The following is a 17,422-nucleotide window of genomic DNA, read 5'->3' as shown; positions in this document are numbered from 1 at the left end:
TCTCTAAATGGTGAAATATGCGTGGTAAGAAGTTGATTCTACTGGTTGAGTGGTAGCAAAAATAAGCGTGAAAAGGCACTGCTTGCATAATGCAAGTTTTTATTTATTGGTTATAGGACTTTCCTATGGTAGAATTTACAAGATTGTGAAAAAAATATTTGCATTGGACGTAATTTTACGGGTAAAATAGTACTGATTAGTGCTTAATTCACAAATAAAAGTTGGAGGCTTTTTGAAAAATGGAAAAGATTAAAATTCCTACAGCGACAGCAAAGAGACTGCCGCTTTACTATCGATATCTAATTATTTTAAATGAGAGCGGCAAAGAAAAAGTTTCTTCAACCGAATTATCAGAAGCAGTTCAAGTTGATAGTGCTTCGATTCGGCGTGATTTTTCTTACTTTGGTGCGTTGGGTAAGCGTGGCTATGGCTACGATGTCAAGAGTCTCTTATCATTTTTTAAGAAAATATTGAATCAAGATACGTTGACTAATGTTGCCTTGGTTGGTGTTGGTAATCTAGGGCATGCCTTGCTCAATTACAACTTCAAGCGCAGTAACAACATTCGTATTTCTTGTGCATTTGATATTAATGAAGCAATCACTGGTAAAATCTTGAGTGGTGTGCCAGTTTACAGCATGAAAGAATTGAAGCAGCAATTGAGCGATCAACAGATTTCAATTGCAATTTTGACTGTTCCAGCTGAAACTGCTCAGGCAACTGCTGATGAAATGATTGAGTCAGGAATTCGAGGAATAATGAACTTTACGCCAATTAGACTTTCAGCTCCGACTGGTATTCGGATTCAGAATGTTGATTTAGCAACAGAATTACAAACCTTGATTTACTTTTTGGACTCTGATAAAGATAGTAAAAAAAATATCTAAACTAAAAAGCCATTTACATTCGTGTAGGTGGCTTTTTAGTTTGTATAATATAGGTGTAATTATTTGGGAGGTGGCGACAATCGAGGTTATGACTGTAATCGATGCAGAAGTAGAAGCTGTATTGTTTTGAAAAAAATAATACAGCTTTTATGGATAATCGAGGAAAATGAAAAATAAAAATTTAAATAATAAACGAAAACTATTGTTAGGTTATGCAGTATCAGGACTTGGTGACCAATTTTACACATTTGCGGTGCCACTGTTAATGCTGACAATTAACCATTCCTCCGTAACAATGGGCCTACTTAGCGCAATGGAATATTTACCAACTGCATTGTTTGGCTTGGTAATTGGTTCACTTTTTGATGTTTATCGCAAAAAGGACGTAATGCTGACTGCGTTAGTAATGCAAATGCTGCTGGCACTGCTTGTTCCAATCATGATTAATAAGCAATTGCCTTTGTGGAGTATTTTGGCAGTGATTTTTGTCTTTGGCTTTTTTGATTTATTATCTTGGGTTGGTTATCAGACGCTGATTGCCCAAAATCTATCTCCGCAAGATTTAGCCCAAATATCAGGCAGTGTTGGATTGATTTCTTCAATTCAGCGCATGTTTGGTCCAGGGATTGCATCCCTAATAATTAATTTAGTTGGCTATTTGACTGGCTTTTTGCTAGATAGTGTTAGCTTCTTTTATTTGGCAATCATAATTAAGGATGTTCCAGAAGAAAAGGCGCCAGCTAAGACAAAAAATGTTGCTAATAAAACCGTTGCAGGGTTGAAATTTATTTGGCATGATGTTCGCTTAAAATGGTTAATTGCGAGCTTTTTGGCAGCAAATTTGGGTTTTCAAGTTGTGGTACCAATGTTAACGTTTATTTTAAAACAAACGCTGAAGGGGTCAGTTACTGAAATTAGTCTCTTTTACACAATTGCTTCGGTAGCTGGGATAGCCGCCAATTTTATTTATTTGCGATTTAACCAAAAAATCTCGGTCGGCCAGCAATTGCTAGTCAGCGGTTTAATCATTTTGGCCGGTTTTAGTGTGATGTTATTACTGCGTTCGTTTTGGCTAGTGACTGGTGGTTATGTTCTGGTTTCTATTGGAAGTGTGTGGTCGCAGGCAAATTTTTTCACAATTGTGCAGGCTTTGACTGAGAAGCAATTTCGGGGAATAGTCACGTCCGCCTCGACAACATTAACAAGAATTATGGGACCAATAATGTCGCTGATTAGTGGGCTTTTGGTGAAGCTGAATGCTCACTTGATTTTTGCAGTAGCGATTGGCGCAATGATTATTTCCATTTACATTATGTTTCAAAAAAGGTTGCTTAAGTTGACGCTATCATAAAAATACCATTGTAAAAAATATATTGACAGTAGTAAAATATTGCTATGATAAAACTTGAATAATTAGGTTACCTGTATATGGGGTGAATGTATGAATAAGAAATCGAAAGTATTAGCAATACTGACCGCTATTTTAATGAGTGGGTCGATAAGTTTAACTAATATTAGTAATTATGCTAGTCAACCAGTCTTAGCTGCCACTAGCAAGAGTAAAGCTAAGGCGCATCACAAGAAGCAAATTAAGGACAAGCGTGGGGGCAGTGGCAACCTGCTTAAGCCTAAGCTCGGTATGCGGCCACAGGATAATTTGTATTTAGCAATTAATTCTAAATGGTTAAAGAATGCTAAAATACCAGTCGATGGTTATAGTGCTGGTGCTGCCGATAATCTTACAGTTAAGGTCAATAACGAATTAAGTCAGGATATGGCAGCTTTTGCTAATGGTAAAAAACCGCTGCCGAATATCCCTAATTTTGCCAAAGCTGTTGATTTATATAAGCAAGCACTAGATATGGATCAACGTAATCGCGATGGTGCTGAGCCAATTAAAAAGGATTTGGCAGCACTGGAAGGGATTAAGGACTTTGCTGATTTTAATACCAAAGCAGCTAAGCTATTTAATGAAAATATGCCAATGCCAATTGGCTGGAATGTAGAGCCTGATTTGAAAAATGCCAGAAAGAATGCCCTTTACTTTGGCAGCGCCAGCACAATTTTACCTGACACTACTAGCTATCAGGATCCTAATTCAAAGCAGTTACTCGACATTTTTAAGAAGCAATCGATTAAATTATTGGAACTAGCTGGTGTGTCTGAGGATGAAGCAACTACTTATGCCGAAAATGCCATTAAGTTCGATAGCAAAATGGCGCAGAACTCTAAGTCAGCTGAAGACACTGCCGAAGTAACTAGCACTTATCATCCAATGAGTGTTAGTGATTTTAAAGCAAAATTTGGCGACTTTGATATGGCCGGCTTCTTACAAAGAACTGTTGGTAAAGACCCTGACCAGATTATTGTTACTGATCCGGACTTTTTGAATAATGTTAACGGGCTACTTAATAAAGAAAATTTCGCTGAACTTAAGGGTTGGTTAGTTGTTATCTTCATTAATAATGTTGCCGGAGAATTGTCACAGCAATTCGTTGAAGCCAGTGCACCCTTTGCGCTAGCAGAATCTGGTCAAAAAGAGTTGCCTTCAGCTGCAAAACAGGCATATGCAATTACTGATAGTGATTACGATGATCTAATTGGTCAATATTATGGCCAGACTTATTTTGGTACTGCTGCTAAAAAAGACGTCACCAAGATGGTTAAGCAAATTCTGAAGATTTACGAGCAACGCTTACAGAAGAATAAGTGGTTATCCAAGGCAACTAGACAAAAGGCGATTGCTAAATTAAAAGCAATGAAGGTTAAAGTTGGTTATCCAAGTGATGTGACAGACTTTTACGATGATGTAAAAGTTGTCCCAACGAGCCAAGGTGGTAGTTTGTACGCTAATCGAAAAGCGATGGCGATTCAGGACATTAAAGAAAATATTTCAGAGTTAGATGAGCCAGTAGATCGTGATGATTGGGGCATTTCTGGTGATGAAGTTAATGCTTTTTATGATCCTAGCTTAAATGATATCAATATTCCTGCCGGTATCTTGCAAGCACCATTTTATAGTAAGAAGCAAAGTAAGGCTGCTAACTTAGGCGGTATTGGCGCAGTTATTGGTCACGAAATCTCCCATGCCTTTGACAACAATGGTTCTAAGTTTGATGAATATGGTAGTTTGAATAATTGGTGGACTAAGAAGGATTACGCCGCATTTAATAAGCGCGTCAAGGCAGAAACCAAATTATTTGATGGTATCAAATACGATGGTAAAAAGGTTAGCGGTAAGCTGACAGTATCGGAAAACATTGCCGATCAAGGTGGATTATCCGTAGCGATTGCCGCTGGTAAGAAAGATCACGTCAATTTACGTGAACTCTTTAAAAATTACGCCAGAATTTGGCGGTTAAAGTTGACTCCACAAGCGACAGCAGCTATGCTAGCTACTGATGTTCACTCACCAAATGCTTTGCGAGCAAACGTTCAGGTGCAGTGTCAACCGGACTTCTATAAAGTCTTTAAAGTTAAGAAGACTGATGGTATGTGGCTGTCACCAAAAAAGAGAGTAATAATTTGGTAATCTCTATTTCATAAGTCATAGCAAGATAAAACCCCGAAATTGAGCTGAATTAATTTCGGGGTTTTACTATGCTTAAAATAATAATTTGTTAACGATAACATTAAAAAAGTAATTGTAAAATGGCAAGAAAGGTTATTTAATTATTTACGCTGTAATGTGGACCGATAACTTATTGAGCATAATAAGAGCCTATAAAAGCGCGAACAGAAAACTATTTGATTAGAAAAGAGGTTAATGATGAAAATTACCGAGGAACAATTTATTGCCAGAAAAAATTATGTCAAAGGCATGTTCTCATTAGGCGGCTTAAGTGAATGTGGTAAGTCAGCCGCAGGTCTTTATCTTGATAGTATCGGGATTAAGCGAATGAAAATTATTCAGATTGAAAAGGATATGATGCGTGAGCGTGGTTACGAATTTGTAGATCATCCTTCAGAAGCAGACTTCCAAAATCTTTATGCCGATAATCAACAAGAAATTTTCAGAGAATTTTTTTATCGTCTGGTAGGTGAAATGGAAAAGGCCAATGTCCATTATGCTTCAATTGAAAGTCTTTATCGTGCAGAGCTTGGCGTTTATTTAAAACAACTATTGGGTTCAAAGATGATGAACATCTATATTGAGGCTCCTCTTAGGGTTCGCGCTACTCGTGAATTTAAAAAGCAAACCATTGATAATGGCAAAGAGTTTACATTTGAAGAAATCGTCGCTCGAACTAAGAAAAAAGATCAATTTAAGATAAAGCACGGTGCTAAAGAAGTTAAAGAGATTGCCGATATTATTATTAATAATGATTCATTTGTGGAAAATGAAAAGCAATATCACAACATTATTGCTGGAATTGCTTCTATCATAAAAAAGTAAGTGTTAAAGTCAGCTGGGGTTAAAGCTGGCTTATTTATTGCTCTGTTAATGAGTGCGGTTTTCCTTCTTGCTTTAAAACGCGTTGCACCGCTGAGCGCAAACGTATGGCAGAGTCAAATCTTTCTAGATTAGCTAGATCATTGAAGCCGTAATCTAAACGCTGCAGCCAGTTGGTCATGACAAAGAGATAAGCATCAGCTACGCAAAATTGATTATTAACCAAATAAGTTTGGTCTGCTAACTGTTGATCAACATATTTTAGCCGTGGCAAAACGCGTTGGTAGACCAATTCTTTAGATTCTGCAGTGTTGGGCAGCCAATTGCCTTTTCTGAATGGTGAAATGAAATTCTTGTGTAGTTCGGTGGCGATATAATTGAGCCAAGTTCGCTGCTGCCAATATTCAGCAGTAGCATAACCCGCAATTAAAGCTTTTTCGGGAACCTGTCTTGCAATATATTCTAAAATAACGGCGCATTCGGTTAAGATAGAACCGGATTCTGTTTCAAGAGCTGGTACATAAGACTTCGGATTAATTGTATTATAGTCGCCTTGTGCCCAAGTCTTGTGGTCTAAGTTGACCTTTTCTGCAGTATAAGTTAGATTGCTTTCTTCAAGTAATATATGTGGTGCTAAGGAACTTGCACCTGATGAATAAAATAATTTCATGTTGTCCTCCTTATTTCTATAAATATCGAAATAACACGGTAAAAAAACTCATAATGAGTCTAAGAGTCCAGGTAAATATTTGGCAAAAGTTGCCTTATTTAATGAAAGATATTTAGTTTGAGCTTCTTGTCTGGTCTTGGTTAACCCGGCCTTGCGTAATGCTTTAAAGTGATAGGAAACGGTGGATGGTGCGATTTGGAGCAAGTCGCTGACCTCGCTGCAAGACAATTCCCGATTACTATCGCGTAATATTCTGATGATGTTAATTCGGTTCGGCTCACTGAGAGCATTGAATAAGCTAGCAAGCTTTTGTGTTTTTGTTGTTTCGATATTCATAGAACTAGCTTACTATTAATTACCTGCTAGTGCAATAAAAAGATAATTAGCACTTTAAATGAAAAAGTGCTAACTTTTTCTTGTATTTTTTAGTAAAAGAGGTTATTATAATACATGTAAGTTAGCACTTGACTAATAAGAGTGCTAACCTGATTAAAGTAAATAAATTTTGAAATTAATTTTAGGAGGCAATCGTGTTACAACCTATTGGTGATCGCGTGATCGTAAAAGTTAAAGAAGAAGAAGAAAAGACTGTTGGCGGTATCGTTCTTGCATCAAATGCTAAAGAAAAGCCAACTGAAGGTGAAATTGTTGCTGTTGGTGAAGGTGCTTATGCAGAAAACGGCAGTAAGATTCCAATGACTGTTAAGAAGGGCGACGTTGTTTTATACGATAAGTATTCTGGCACCAACGTTAAATACGAAGGTGAAAAGTACTTAGTCCTTCACGAAAAAGATATTTTAGCAATCGTTAAGTAATTAAGGAGCGAATTAAATTGGCAAAAGATATTAAATTTTCAGAAAATGCAAGACGTTCCCTATTAAAGGGTGTTGACAAGTTAGCTGATACTGTTAAGACAACTATTGGTCCTAAGGGTCGGAATGTTGTTTTGGAACAATCATATGGCAACCCAGAAATTACAAACGATGGTGTTACAATTGCTAAAGCAATCGAATTAAAAGACCATTATGAAAACATGGGTGCTAAGTTAGTTGCTGAAGCAGCACAAAAGACTAATGATATTGCAGGTGACGGTACTACTACTGCTGTTGTTTTGACTCAAGCAATCATCCGCGAAGGAATGAAGAACGTAACTGCTGGTGCTAACCCAGTTGGTGTTCGCCGCGGGATTGAAAAGGCTACTAAGGCTGTAACTGATGAATTACACAAGATCAGCCACACTGTTTCTTCAAAAGACCAAATCGCTCAAGTTGCCGCTGTTTCAAGTGCTTCTAAAGAAGTTGGTGATTTAATTGCCGATGCAATGGAAAAGGTTGGTAACGACGGTGTAATTACCATTGAAGATTCTCGTGGTATTGAAACTGAATTATCAGTTGTTGAAGGGATGCAATTTGATCGCGGCTACCTGTCACAATACATGGTAACTGACAACGACAAGATGGAAGCTGACCTCGACAACCCATACATTTTGATTACCGACAAGAAGATTTCTAACATTCAAGACATTTTGCCATTATTGCAAGAAATCGTGCAACAAGGTAAGTCATTGTTAATCATTGCTGACGATGTTTCTGGTGAAGCTTTGCCAACACTTGTTTTGAACAAGATTCGTGGTACTTTCAACGTTGTTGCTGTTAAGGCTCCAGGCTTTGGCGACCGCCGCAAGGAACAATTACAAGATATTGCTGCTTTAACTGGTGGTACTGTAATTACTGAAGACTTAGGTCTTGAATTGAAGGACACTACAATTGACCAATTAGGTCAAGCACGTCGGATTACAATTACTAAGGACTCAACAACCATTGTTGATGGTGCTGGTTCTGACGATGCAATCAAGGAACGTGAAGAATCAATCAGAAAGCAAATCGAAGAAACAACTTCTGACTTTGACAAGAAGAAGCTGCAAGAACGTTTGGCTAAATTAACTGGTGGTGTTGCAGTTATCCACGTTGGTGCTGCTACTGAAACTGAATTGAAAGAGCGTCGTTACCGTATTGAAGACGCTTTGAACTCAACTCGTGCTGCTGTTGACGAAGGCTACGTTGCTGGTGGTGGTACTGCTTTAGTTGATGTTGAATCAGCTGTTAAGGACCTTAAGGGTGAAACTGCTGATGAACAAACCGGTATCAACATTGTTTTACGTGCTTTAAGTGCTCCAGTTCGCCAAATCGCTGAAAACGCTGGTGAAGATGGTTCTGTTATCTTGAACGAACTTGAAAAGCAAGACAACGAAGTTGGTTACAACGCTGCTAATGGCAAGTGGGAGAACATGGTTGACTCAGGTATTATTGACCCAACCAAGGTTACTCGCACTGCTTTACAAAATGCCGCTTCAATTGCTGCACTGCTCTTAACTACTGAAGCAGTAGTTGCTGAAATTCCAGAAGACAAACCAGCTGATCCAGCCGCAGGTGCTGGCGCTGGTGCTCCAGGAATGATGTAATAATTAAATAAATCAACCCTCAAAAAAGCCGCTCATGTGAGCGGCTTTTTTTGCGTGGTGAGAATTAATTAAAAAAGTAAGAGAATTGTTTAATTTGTATTTTTAATAGCTGAGCTAACTCGGACGCGCCAATTTCGTTTAGTAGGTTGGCATAGTAAGTTGCTTGTTTGTTGTCCTTATTACAAATTGCTAATTCAGATTTGCAAAGGAGTAACTTATCATACTGATTGTTCTTTTGAGCCAATTCGGCAGCTTGAATTAAGGAGGCTTTAGCTGCATTAAAATCGTGCTGTTCTAGTGACAAACTTGCTTGATTAATTAAGATGCTGCATTTTAATGATTTAAGAAAAGGATAATGTTTATTAATCGCATTAAGTATTTTAGTAATAATTTGTTGGCTAGTTTTATTATCAAAGGCATAAGCAATCATATTTAATAAATACAGATCAATGATTGTTAGTACTTTGATGTTGGCTAAATGATCGTACCAAATAGATTGAACTAATTTTTTTGCTCTTTCTAAGTCATCTGGATTACCTAATAATAGCTGTGCTTGCAAAATCTTTTTGATGCGTTTGATATCATTATCATCTCTGATACTGTTGCATTGTTTAATAAGTAAATTTATCTTTTTGGTTTCTGTACTATCTTTAAGATTGAAAAATTGATATAAGATTTGATCTTTCTTGGATGCTGAATAGTCATGCTGGATATATTCAAACTCCTTAGGTGTGAGACTCAAACGAGAAATTAATTGATTGGCAACTTGTTGAGAAGGGTAAGCACTACCACTTTCAATTCTTGATAACCGACTACGATTGAAGATTCCAGCAGCTAACTCTTCTTGACTGATGGAACGGGAAACACGCAATTGATGAATTGTTTGACCAAAGTCTGACATTTGAAACACCTCTTCGCTTAAATTTTACATTATAGAGAGATAAATTTGCAATGTAAAATTTAATTGTGCGGAAAACGCACAGAAATTCTTTTTGGAAAGCGCTATTATAATTATAAGAACATTTGATATGGAGCTCTTTAAGATTATGTTCTGTAATTTATATTATTATTTTATTGAAATCGAGTGAATATTATGAATGAATTATTTAAAACAATATATTTTTGGCTATATAGAAGTTCTTTGTAATTGAAAATATAAGGAGGTATAAAATTATGTTATCATTAAAGAATCATTTTTAGGGTAAGTCAATATTAGCAGCTGGAACTATTGTGGCACTAAGCGGTGCTACGGTGGTTGGTGCAGCTACAGGAAAATGGAGTGTTAGTCAAGAAACTGTCAGTGCACATGGAAAATGGAGTACGTATGGATATCCAAATGAGAAAAGAAATAATTCTGAAGTGGCCTCATTTAATGGTGATGCAATTCCTAATAGTTTAGGTTACACTGTACATTTGATTAATAATAAGGCTAAAACGATGTCTGGTAATACAGGATTGTATAAAGACTATACGACTTATGGTGATAATAATACAGGAATGGTTGGTAGAAATTATTATGCGGATGTTAGGTCGAAAGCTTTAGAACCTAATCAAAGTACTGTTAGACTTCATTTTAGTGCTGATCGCAAGTAATCTTAGTTTTTTATAGGAGGATAAAAATCCTCCTTTTTTGGTCTATATCTAATAGTCAGGAGTTAAAGATGTTAAAGAAATCTAAAAAGATTATATTAACAATCCTATCACTATATTTAATTATATTGACTCTGTATATTTTTACGGTCATTAACAAATATTCAGGGCTAAACAAACAAGGTAATATTTCTATTAATTTGTTCTTTAGTATTCAAGACAGCGGTGCCGACGATAATATTATAATTATAATTGTTAGAATGCTTTTGTTTACATTTTTAGGTTCAGGTTTGTTTATTTATTTAAAAAATAGTAGTTTTGTTCATCAACGAACTGGTTATCTTGAATTTTTGCAAAAAGGTATGATTAATAGTTTTTTGGGTGGAGCTGTAATATCAATATTAACAAATTTGTATGAAATGCTTTTAATCAATTGGTTCTATTTTCCATTTATATATAAGTCTCACGATTATGAGATGCTTTCAGGAATGCGTCCGGGGTATTTTACAACTAATGATTTAACTGAAATTCTCTTATTCATTATATTGGCTGCTATTGGTTGGGGAATATTTTCTATATTAGTTTTTAGTGTAGGTCTTTTGGTACGAAAAAATGCCCTTTATATTGCTGTAGGACCAATTTTAGGGTTGATTTTAATTCTGTTACCAATTTTAGGTAATATGAATAATATTGTTTGGCGTACATTTTCTTTTTCATGGTTTTTATATACTTTGGTTGCCCCAGGGCAGACTACTTTTATAGGTCAAATGCCACCAATCAATTCATTAGTGGCATTTTTATTAGCAGGAGTAATTTACTTGGCAGTTGCACTATTATTAATTACTCTCTGGTGTCGAAAAAAGCAGCATGAGGGGTAATAATGTCAGTTAGAAAAATAAATCAACGCATATATCTAATAGGGGTCATAATTGCTTTGCTCGGCTTGGGGTGCGGTCTGGACCTGATTACTAATAATCCATCTCAAACTATGGAATTAATTAATGCTTACATTGACTCCAATTTATTATCGCTTTATGTTCAACCAATGATTTTAGTACTAATGTACACTCAAATTTTACGTTTTCGCAGTGTACGTTTATTAGTTGGCGTTCGTGGTCAAACCAACCAAATGATTAAGAGACTGTTGATATTAGTGACAGTGTATTGCCTAGTCTTTTGTTTAGGCTTGATTGTGCCTTATTTATTTACTAGCTTTCCATTATTTCGTAATGGTAGTCCAATCTTAGGTACTGCAATAATATTGTTACATCTTGGCATATTGCTATTTTTAGCTTGGCTCTTAGTTGGTGCTTATAATTTAGATCATCCATATTTTTTGCTATTCATTGTTCTTATTTTAGAAGTGGCATATCATTTTTATTTTGAAAAACAAATTTTGATTAAGTATAGTCCTTTATACGATCCGCTATATCGGGCAGTACATCATATTTATGGCGGATATTAAGGGAGAATTATCATGTTGCAATTGACTCACATTAAAAAATCTTTTAAGCAGAAACAAGTTTTACAAGATGTAACCATGACAGCTAACGCTGGTGAATTAGTACATATTTCAGGGATTAATGGTTCAGGTAAGTCGACAATTTTTAAAATCATAACAGGTTTATTAAAGGCTGATGGAGGTAATGTCACAATTGACAAAGATGATTTAATTGGTGCATTGATTGAAAATCCAGTATTTTTGGAATATGAATCAGCAATGACAAATTTGCATTTTTTAGCTAATTTGAATCATCGTTTTAATGAAGAAAGAGTGCGGGCATTACTCAAATATTTTGAACTTGATCCAGATGACGAACAAGCTATTACTAAATATTCTGTCGGTATGCGACAGAAGGTTGGTATTATTCAAGCTGTAATGGAAGAACAAAATATCATTTTACTTGATGAGCCAACTAGAGGAATTGACCAAGATGGTATTGGTCAATTTGTAGCTTTACTCGCAAAATTAAAACACGAAAATAAGACAGTGATTGTAGCTAGTCATGATCAAATTTCAGAAATTAAATATGATAGATATTTAAAATTACAAAATGGTGTAATTAGTGATGAATAAAAAATCATCTTTTTTAATTTATGCGGTTGTGACAGGCTTATTAATTTTTTTAGCTCGTGAGAATTGGACTGCATATTTATCTTCTAAAAAGCTTTGGCAACTTAGCTTTGCCTGGGTCGATAAACCATTGATCTTTTCATTGTTGTCAGCCAACACATTACTTTTTGATTACTTATCTATCTGGTTACCACGGAGCAACTTGGATTCAATTAGTGACTTAGTGATGATACGACAGCCAAATTTAAGGAATTTCGTAGTTAATGTTGTACCTTATGTTTGGCAATATTTATTGATCTTTGTGTTAGTGCATATTATCGCTTTTAATAGCAGTAATATAATTGGTTCAATAATAATGTTGACGATAATGACTTTTATTTGGCTGATTATTACCTTTTGGCCGAATTATCAGCATTCTCTTAGTGTACAAGGAATAGTAATTTTTACGCTTTTATTAGGAATAAGATTATTTGTTAATCGACTTGTTTAAAAAAGCAATTTTAAATAAGGCAAACTTAAGCCTTCTATGTTAATTAATCTTTTTAATATAGCTGTAACTACTAATAATATATATAATTTATATTGTAAATAGATTATAATAAAATTTAAGAACGAGAGGTTGCTCTTCTCGTGCTTAAATTTTAAAGAATTGATACACATTATAGAAATCAAGAAAGAAAAAGATATGCATGCTAATTTCTTAAAACAGCAGACTTTATTAAATCGAGCGTATTTAAAACAATACATATTATGTGGCTTGATAACGTTGTTAATTGCATTATCTACGTATGCTAATTTACAACTAAATGGTTATTCAGATTATGGCTTGATGAACGCAGTTTTGCCACGCTTTACAATTTGTATTGCGCTAGTACCGACATTATTAATTTCAGTGTTAGCGACAACCAATTTGCGCATTAATGATGTTTTACGGTGCCAAACAAGAAAAATATTATTCATGCAGGTAATCTATCGGGTTACACTAATTTGGCTAGTAATGATTTTATTTTGGCTGATTGGCAATTTTTTAGTTGTTGGGTTAACTAATACTTTTGGTTTATTAAGTCATATTTTGGTAACTTTACTTTTCCGTAGTGTTTACCTGTGGTTAAGTTGCTATGTCTTCGGATTACTGGTAACTACTTTATATCTTTATTTTAAAAACAAAATAGTCGCGTTTTTTATTGTGTTCATTATTAATGGTGCTTCCTTTAGTCTTAATATATCTAACCATGTTTCTTTGTTTTATGATTTTATTGCGCCCAATTTTGTGAAAATTGCTTTTGCTGGGATACCGATAATGCTTGGCATTTTGTGTATTTTAGCAGCGCTACTAATGGCAGTTATTGAAAAGAGGGACTTTTAATGATGAGCTTATTTTGGAACCAGTTGCTCTACTTTTGGCAAATAATTCGTTATCGCTGTTTAGCATGGCTAATGTTTATTAGTTTGGCAATTGTAATGATTAGCATTCAACTTGTGGGCAATCCACGCGAATCTGCTTTTACTGCTTTCTTTCAAGGAGTTTCATTTATCCAAGTATTTCAACATCAAGTTCAATTGCCTGTACTGTGGTTTGCATATTTTTCAATTCCATTGCTTATCTTATTGAATAGCTTACAGGAACTATGGCAATCGCGAACGCTACATTTACGAGGATTACAATTTGCCCCACGTAAATTTGTCCAGATAAATTTTATTTTGCTGGCAATTATTGCGCTAGGATATAGCGGCATCACTGTGCTGGTCTTATCAGTATGTGGGCAATTATTTAAATTGCTGACATTAAGAGTAGGTAATTACATTGGTATTCAGGCAGTATTGCTATTATTTTTAATCAATTGCCTAGGAAGTTACTTTTTACTATTGTTGCAAGCAATAATAAGTTGTTTTAATTCAGTAATTGGCATCGTAATTCCACTTTGTCTTTTAATTATTACAGCATATACAGCTTGGCTTAATAATCCGCTAAATAGTTTAATGCTTGCTCGAGTAAATACTACAAACTTTTTTGAACTAATATTATTAATTTTAGCTGCCAGCGTTATTTATTTAGTTAGTGATCGGTTTACTAGATTGAGTTAAGGAGAATTAGATGAGTTACATTAAGTTAGAACAGGTTGGTAAAGAGGTTAAGAGCAGGCTACTTTTGCACGATGTTAATGCTGAGATTGAACAGAATAGTATTACTGTGCTTGAGGGCATTAATGGCTCAGGTAAGACCTTAGTTTTAAAGGCAATCTTAGGTTTAATTAGGACTACTGGCCAAATATTTGTTAATGATCAACAAGTAAAAGTTGAAGAGCCATATCCAGTTAAGGCGGGGATTTTAATTGAAAACCCGAGTTTAATTGAAAATTTTACTGCTTATCAAAACATGGATTTACTCGCTAAATTAGATAAAAATATCCAAGATGAACAGATTATTGAATTATTGAGCTACTTTGACTTGGACAAGTTTCCCAAACAAAAGGTAAAAAAGTTTTCTTTAGGGATGAAGCAAAAGCTAGGTATTGCGCAAGCTCTTCTTGGCAAGTATCCATTAATTGTGTTAGATGAGCCAACGAATGCTTTAGATGAAAAAAGTGTTGCCAAGCTGATTGACATTATTAAAAAGTATAATTCGACAGGATCAACTTTTATTATCGCTTCGCACGATCGAGATTTTATTGAGCAGGTGGCAACTAAACAGTTGATTATTAAAGAGGGAACGATTATCAATGAAAAGCAGGAAAATTAAATGTAGTTTAACTGTTCTATTTATAATTATCGTTGGCTTAATCGGATATTTTCGCTACCAGCAGATTAATGCCCATCCAGTAGAGCGAGGAGTGATACAAGAACGGTTTTTCAAGCAGAATGAATTAGTGCATGCGCATGCTGTTGAATTTGTTGTTCATCATACAAAATTGACGCAGACTAAAAATGACGTTAGTGCTCAAATTAACTTGTCACTTAAGCAAACGGGGACAGCTAATTATGGTCAGAAGCATCATGATCCAGATTTTCGGGATAATATGTATTTAAATGTTCCGTATGGGATCAGTAATCAGTGTGATTATCTGCTAAATCAAAATGGCAAACGAGTTGGTTATAATTATTTGAAAAAACATCTTCAGGAAAAGCAGAAATATACCCTGTACTTTTCAGTGCCGAGAGAAACTTATGATCAACGTTCTGCAAAAACGCGCTTTAGTTTTTTAATCCCGGTTCAGGATCATTACGTTAAATATTCGTTATTACTAGAATGAGGTAAGTAGAATGAAATTTTTATATTCGCGTTTGAATAAACGCTGGTTACTGCTGGCCTTGGCTATTGGGTTGTTAGTCTGCATAGCACAGTTTTTATTACAGGGACAAATTCCAGTTGAAGATACGCCATATACACGCTGGCTGGGGATTGATCCGTTTAGTTTTACTTCGACTATCTTTTTTATTTTATTACCGCTAATTGCCAGTTTACCCGCAGGAATAATGTTAAAAGAGGATCAAGACAGTGGCTTACTGGCTAAATTTAAATTGACTAATACTTTGCAAAGTGTGTTAGGCAAATATATATTTACTGCTTTTATCTCTGGCTTTGTAGTAATTGCACTGCCTTTACTTGTAAATTTAACTTTATGGCTGCTGCGTCTGCCAAATATTAAGCCAGACAATTTGTTAAATGGTAGAGCCCTAATTATTAACATCAATACATTTTTTGTTTCGTTATATTACACCCATCCATTTGTCCATTCAGTACTAGCGATTTTATTTGCTGGCATTTGGGGCGGATTATTTGCCGTTTTTGTGATGGTTACGTCAATTTGGATTAGTAATCGCTTTGTAGCCCTATGCTCAAGCCTGATATTGCAAATTGCAATCTTCGTGTTAAATTCATTTATCAAGTTACCGAATAACATAAGTTATTCACCAGCAGACTTTTTGCATAATGGCCCAGTTACTAATGTTAGTTTAGCAGTTACAGGGATTGTGACATTATTAATGATAGTTTATTGCCTAGTAATGCTTTTTTTGGCTGAGAAGCGACTTGTTCAATAGTAATTTTTGACGTAAAAAAAGACCATCAGAGTGGATGGCCTGTTTAGTTAATATTCTCTTTTGATTTTTTTAGACTCTTGCGATAGCACTAACGATTTTTGTGTTCAACTATGCATATACTCAAATGTATTTTTGATAGAGCTTGATTGATACCAACTATTACATTTGCTAAATGCAAAATCTCGCATTGCACTGTTGAGACAAAAAATGTACAATTACTATTAAAGATAGTAATTGTACATCAAGGTAATATAATGAAGATGTAGATTATAGGCTTACTAAAAGTAAGTATAGCCGCTAAGTAAGCGTATCATCTGTAAATAAAAACATTATTTAAATAAATTATTTTTTGCAGAAATGGCTTAACAGCAAGGGCATAATTGTAAATAGCAAATAAGCAGTAGATAATTTTTTAAAAGTTACTTGCAATTGGATTAATTTTGTTATATATTAATTATATTGTTTATGAAAATATCGTAAATGTATAGTGTTTTGTAGTAACAATCTTGTAGCTAATATTGTCCGGAAATATTAGCTTTCTGGCATTCACTGATTGGTCAGACTTCGGTTATTTTGCTGTATAAAGTGTTTTCAAGCGATTGTAAAAATCTTGGTCTAAGATTTGCGTATGATTTTTAGTTGCGGTTTGACTAAATTGATAGTTACTTGAAGACATTAAGTTTGAATAACCACTAGTATGATCCAGGCCTAGTGCATGTCCAAATTCATGAATAATGATTGATTCATTACGATAATCTAGACGCCATTTAAGGTTACTGTTTAAACTATTGCTTAAATGGTTTTCATCTTTGTTAACATAAACATTAACGTGAATAAAAGTTTCTGGGGCGTATTTATTAGCCGTCAACCAGACATTACCGTAGATAGTTAGACCTAAAGCTGAGATATGTGGGTCATGATTAGGATCAGTATTAAAGCTATTGATCTTTTCTTGACTAACATAATGGACGGTAATATCTGGGTTATTTGTTGTAGGTGTTAATTTAACAACATTCATGCTGTTAATACGTTGCACAGAATCATCTGTAAGAGCTGCTTGGCGTGCAGTACCATCTGTAGTATAGGTGATATTGTTTTTATCAGGCCAACTGTAACCTAAGAGATTATTACGCTGTGGCGTAAAAGCTGCTGCGTTATAAGCCTGTTTTCCGCGTAAATTATATTTGAATTTTTTCGTTTGCTTAATGTTGTAATAGTCTTGCTTAATTAGATCTGAGCCGTTATATTCATACATTCTAGCTTTCGCAGCGGAAACAGGGGAACTAATTTCAAAAAGTAATAAAAA

The 17,422-nt window shown here is 35.0% G+C and carries 20 protein-coding genes; 16 read left to right on the top strand and 4 right to left on the bottom strand.

The genetic code is table 11. The annotated features are described in order from the left end of the window. The first annotated feature begins 239 nt into the window (after positions 1-239). The 4 genes from OZX63_RS06685 (at position 240) to OZX63_RS06670 (ending at position 5,283) form a co-directional block, all read left to right on the top strand. On the top strand, positions 240-887 hold the full coding sequence (locus OZX63_RS06685; RefSeq protein ID WP_277142588.1) for a redox-sensing transcriptional repressor Rex: 648 nt from the start codon (positions 240-242) through the stop codon (positions 885-887). A 166-nt stretch (positions 888-1,053) separates the two neighbouring features. Then, a complete protein-coding gene (locus OZX63_RS06680; RefSeq protein ID WP_277142586.1) occupies positions 1,054-2,238 on the top strand; it encodes an MFS transporter in 1,185 nt (394 codons plus the stop codon). Between the two features lie 288 nt (positions 2,239-2,526). Next, positions 2,527-4,419, top strand: a complete 1,893-nt coding sequence (locus tag OZX63_RS06675; protein WP_277145109.1) for a M13 family metallopeptidase — start codon at positions 2,527-2,529, stop codon at positions 4,417-4,419. Between the two features lie 234 nt (positions 4,420-4,653). Then, the gene (locus tag OZX63_RS06670; protein ID WP_277142585.1) at positions 4,654-5,283 is read left to right on the top strand and encodes a hypothetical protein; all 630 of its coding nucleotides are present in this window, start codon (positions 4,654-4,656) and stop codon (positions 5,281-5,283) included. A 34-nt stretch (positions 5,284-5,317) separates the two neighbouring features. On the opposite strand, the gene OZX63_RS06665 is transcribed toward OZX63_RS06670, so the two are convergent. Continuing rightward, positions 5,318-5,950 carry a glutathione S-transferase N-terminal domain-containing protein gene (locus OZX63_RS06665; RefSeq protein ID WP_277142583.1) on the bottom strand — a complete coding sequence of 211 codons (633 nt, stop codon included), beginning with the start codon at positions 5,948-5,950 and terminating at the stop codon, positions 5,318-5,320. A gap of 48 nt (positions 5,951-5,998) precedes the next feature. After that, complete coding sequence (locus tag OZX63_RS06660; RefSeq protein WP_277142581.1) at positions 5,999-6,286, bottom strand: metalloregulator ArsR/SmtB family transcription factor; 288 nt, start codon at positions 6,284-6,286, stop codon at positions 5,999-6,001. A 194-nt stretch (positions 6,287-6,480) separates the two neighbouring features. Here OZX63_RS06660 and groES point away from each other — a divergent pair, with 194 nt between their 5' ends. Together groES and groL are read left to right on the top strand one after the other, a co-directional pair. Then, positions 6,481-6,765 carry a co-chaperone GroES gene (gene groES, locus OZX63_RS06655; protein WP_277131648.1) on the top strand — a complete coding sequence of 95 codons (285 nt, stop codon included), beginning with the start codon at positions 6,481-6,483 and terminating at the stop codon, positions 6,763-6,765. A gap of 17 nt (positions 6,766-6,782) precedes the next feature. Further along, entirely contained in the window at positions 6,783-8,411 is a 1,629-nt protein-coding gene (gene groL / locus OZX63_RS06650) for a chaperonin GroEL (protein ID WP_277142578.1), read from the top strand. 64 nt (positions 8,412-8,475) lie between these two features. Here groL and OZX63_RS06645 read toward each other — a convergent pair whose 3' ends face one another. Further along, entirely contained in the window at positions 8,476-9,312 is an 837-nt protein-coding gene (locus OZX63_RS06645; protein WP_277142576.1) for a helix-turn-helix transcriptional regulator, read from the bottom strand. 329 nt (positions 9,313-9,641) lie between these two features. Between OZX63_RS06645 and OZX63_RS06640 the strand changes: the two genes are divergently transcribed. The 10 genes from OZX63_RS06640 to OZX63_RS06595 all read left to right on the top strand — a co-directional run bounded on the left by OZX63_RS06640 (position 9,642) and on the right by OZX63_RS06595 (position 16,116). Beyond that, entirely contained in the window at positions 9,642-10,004 is a 363-nt protein-coding gene (locus OZX63_RS06640) for a choline-binding protein (RefSeq protein WP_277142575.1), read from the top strand. A gap of 68 nt (positions 10,005-10,072) precedes the next feature. Then, a complete protein-coding gene (locus OZX63_RS06635; protein WP_277142573.1) occupies positions 10,073-10,879 on the top strand; it encodes a hypothetical protein in 807 nt (268 codons plus the stop codon). Positions 10,880-10,881: 2 nt separating this feature from the next. Continuing rightward, positions 10,882-11,466, top strand: a complete 585-nt coding sequence (locus OZX63_RS06630) for a hypothetical protein (protein WP_277142571.1) — start codon at positions 10,882-10,884, stop codon at positions 11,464-11,466. Positions 11,467-11,478: 12 nt separating this feature from the next. Then, positions 11,479-12,078 (top strand): ABC transporter ATP-binding protein, encoded by a 600-nt coding sequence (locus OZX63_RS06625; RefSeq protein WP_277142569.1) that lies wholly within the window; start codon positions 11,479-11,481, stop codon positions 12,076-12,078. Next, entirely contained in the window at positions 12,071-12,565 is a 495-nt protein-coding gene (locus tag OZX63_RS06620; protein WP_277142568.1) for a hypothetical protein, read from the top strand. The genes OZX63_RS06625 and OZX63_RS06620 overlap by 8 nt, the downstream gene beginning before the upstream one ends. 267 nt (positions 12,566-12,832) lie before the next feature. Beyond that, positions 12,833-13,441, top strand: coding sequence for a hypothetical protein (locus OZX63_RS06615; RefSeq protein ID WP_277163664.1), 609 nt, complete (start codon positions 12,833-12,835; stop codon positions 13,439-13,441). Beyond that, a complete protein-coding gene (locus tag OZX63_RS06610; RefSeq protein WP_277142563.1) occupies positions 13,441-14,160 on the top strand; it encodes a rhodopsin in 720 nt (239 codons plus the stop codon). The genes OZX63_RS06615 and OZX63_RS06610 overlap by 1 nt, the downstream gene beginning before the upstream one ends. A 10-nt stretch (positions 14,161-14,170) precedes the next feature. After that, entirely contained in the window at positions 14,171-14,815 is a 645-nt protein-coding gene (locus tag OZX63_RS06605; protein ID WP_277142560.1) for an ATP-binding cassette domain-containing protein, read from the top strand. Then, positions 14,796-15,326: a hypothetical protein gene (locus tag OZX63_RS06600; RefSeq protein ID WP_277142558.1), complete on the top strand. Its 531-nt coding sequence runs from the start codon at positions 14,796-14,798 to the stop codon at positions 15,324-15,326. Before OZX63_RS06605 ends, OZX63_RS06600 begins: the two co-directional genes overlap by 20 nt. Before the next feature lie 10 nt (positions 15,327-15,336). Beyond that, a complete protein-coding gene (locus OZX63_RS06595; protein WP_277142556.1) occupies positions 15,337-16,116 on the top strand; it encodes a hypothetical protein in 780 nt (259 codons plus the stop codon). Positions 16,117-16,684: 568 nt separating this feature from the next. Here the strand turns inward: OZX63_RS06595 and OZX63_RS06590 are convergent. Next, a complete protein-coding gene (locus OZX63_RS06590) occupies positions 16,685-17,371 on the bottom strand; it encodes a matrixin family metalloprotease (protein WP_277142555.1) in 687 nt (228 codons plus the stop codon). Between the last annotated feature and the right edge of the window lie 51 nt (positions 17,372-17,422).

The organism is Lactobacillus sp. ESL0700 (assembly GCF_029392095.1).
Taxonomy (GTDB): Bacteria; Bacillota; Bacilli; order Lactobacillales; family Lactobacillaceae; genus Lactobacillus.
This window is presented reverse-complemented; position numbering and strand designations above follow the sequence as displayed.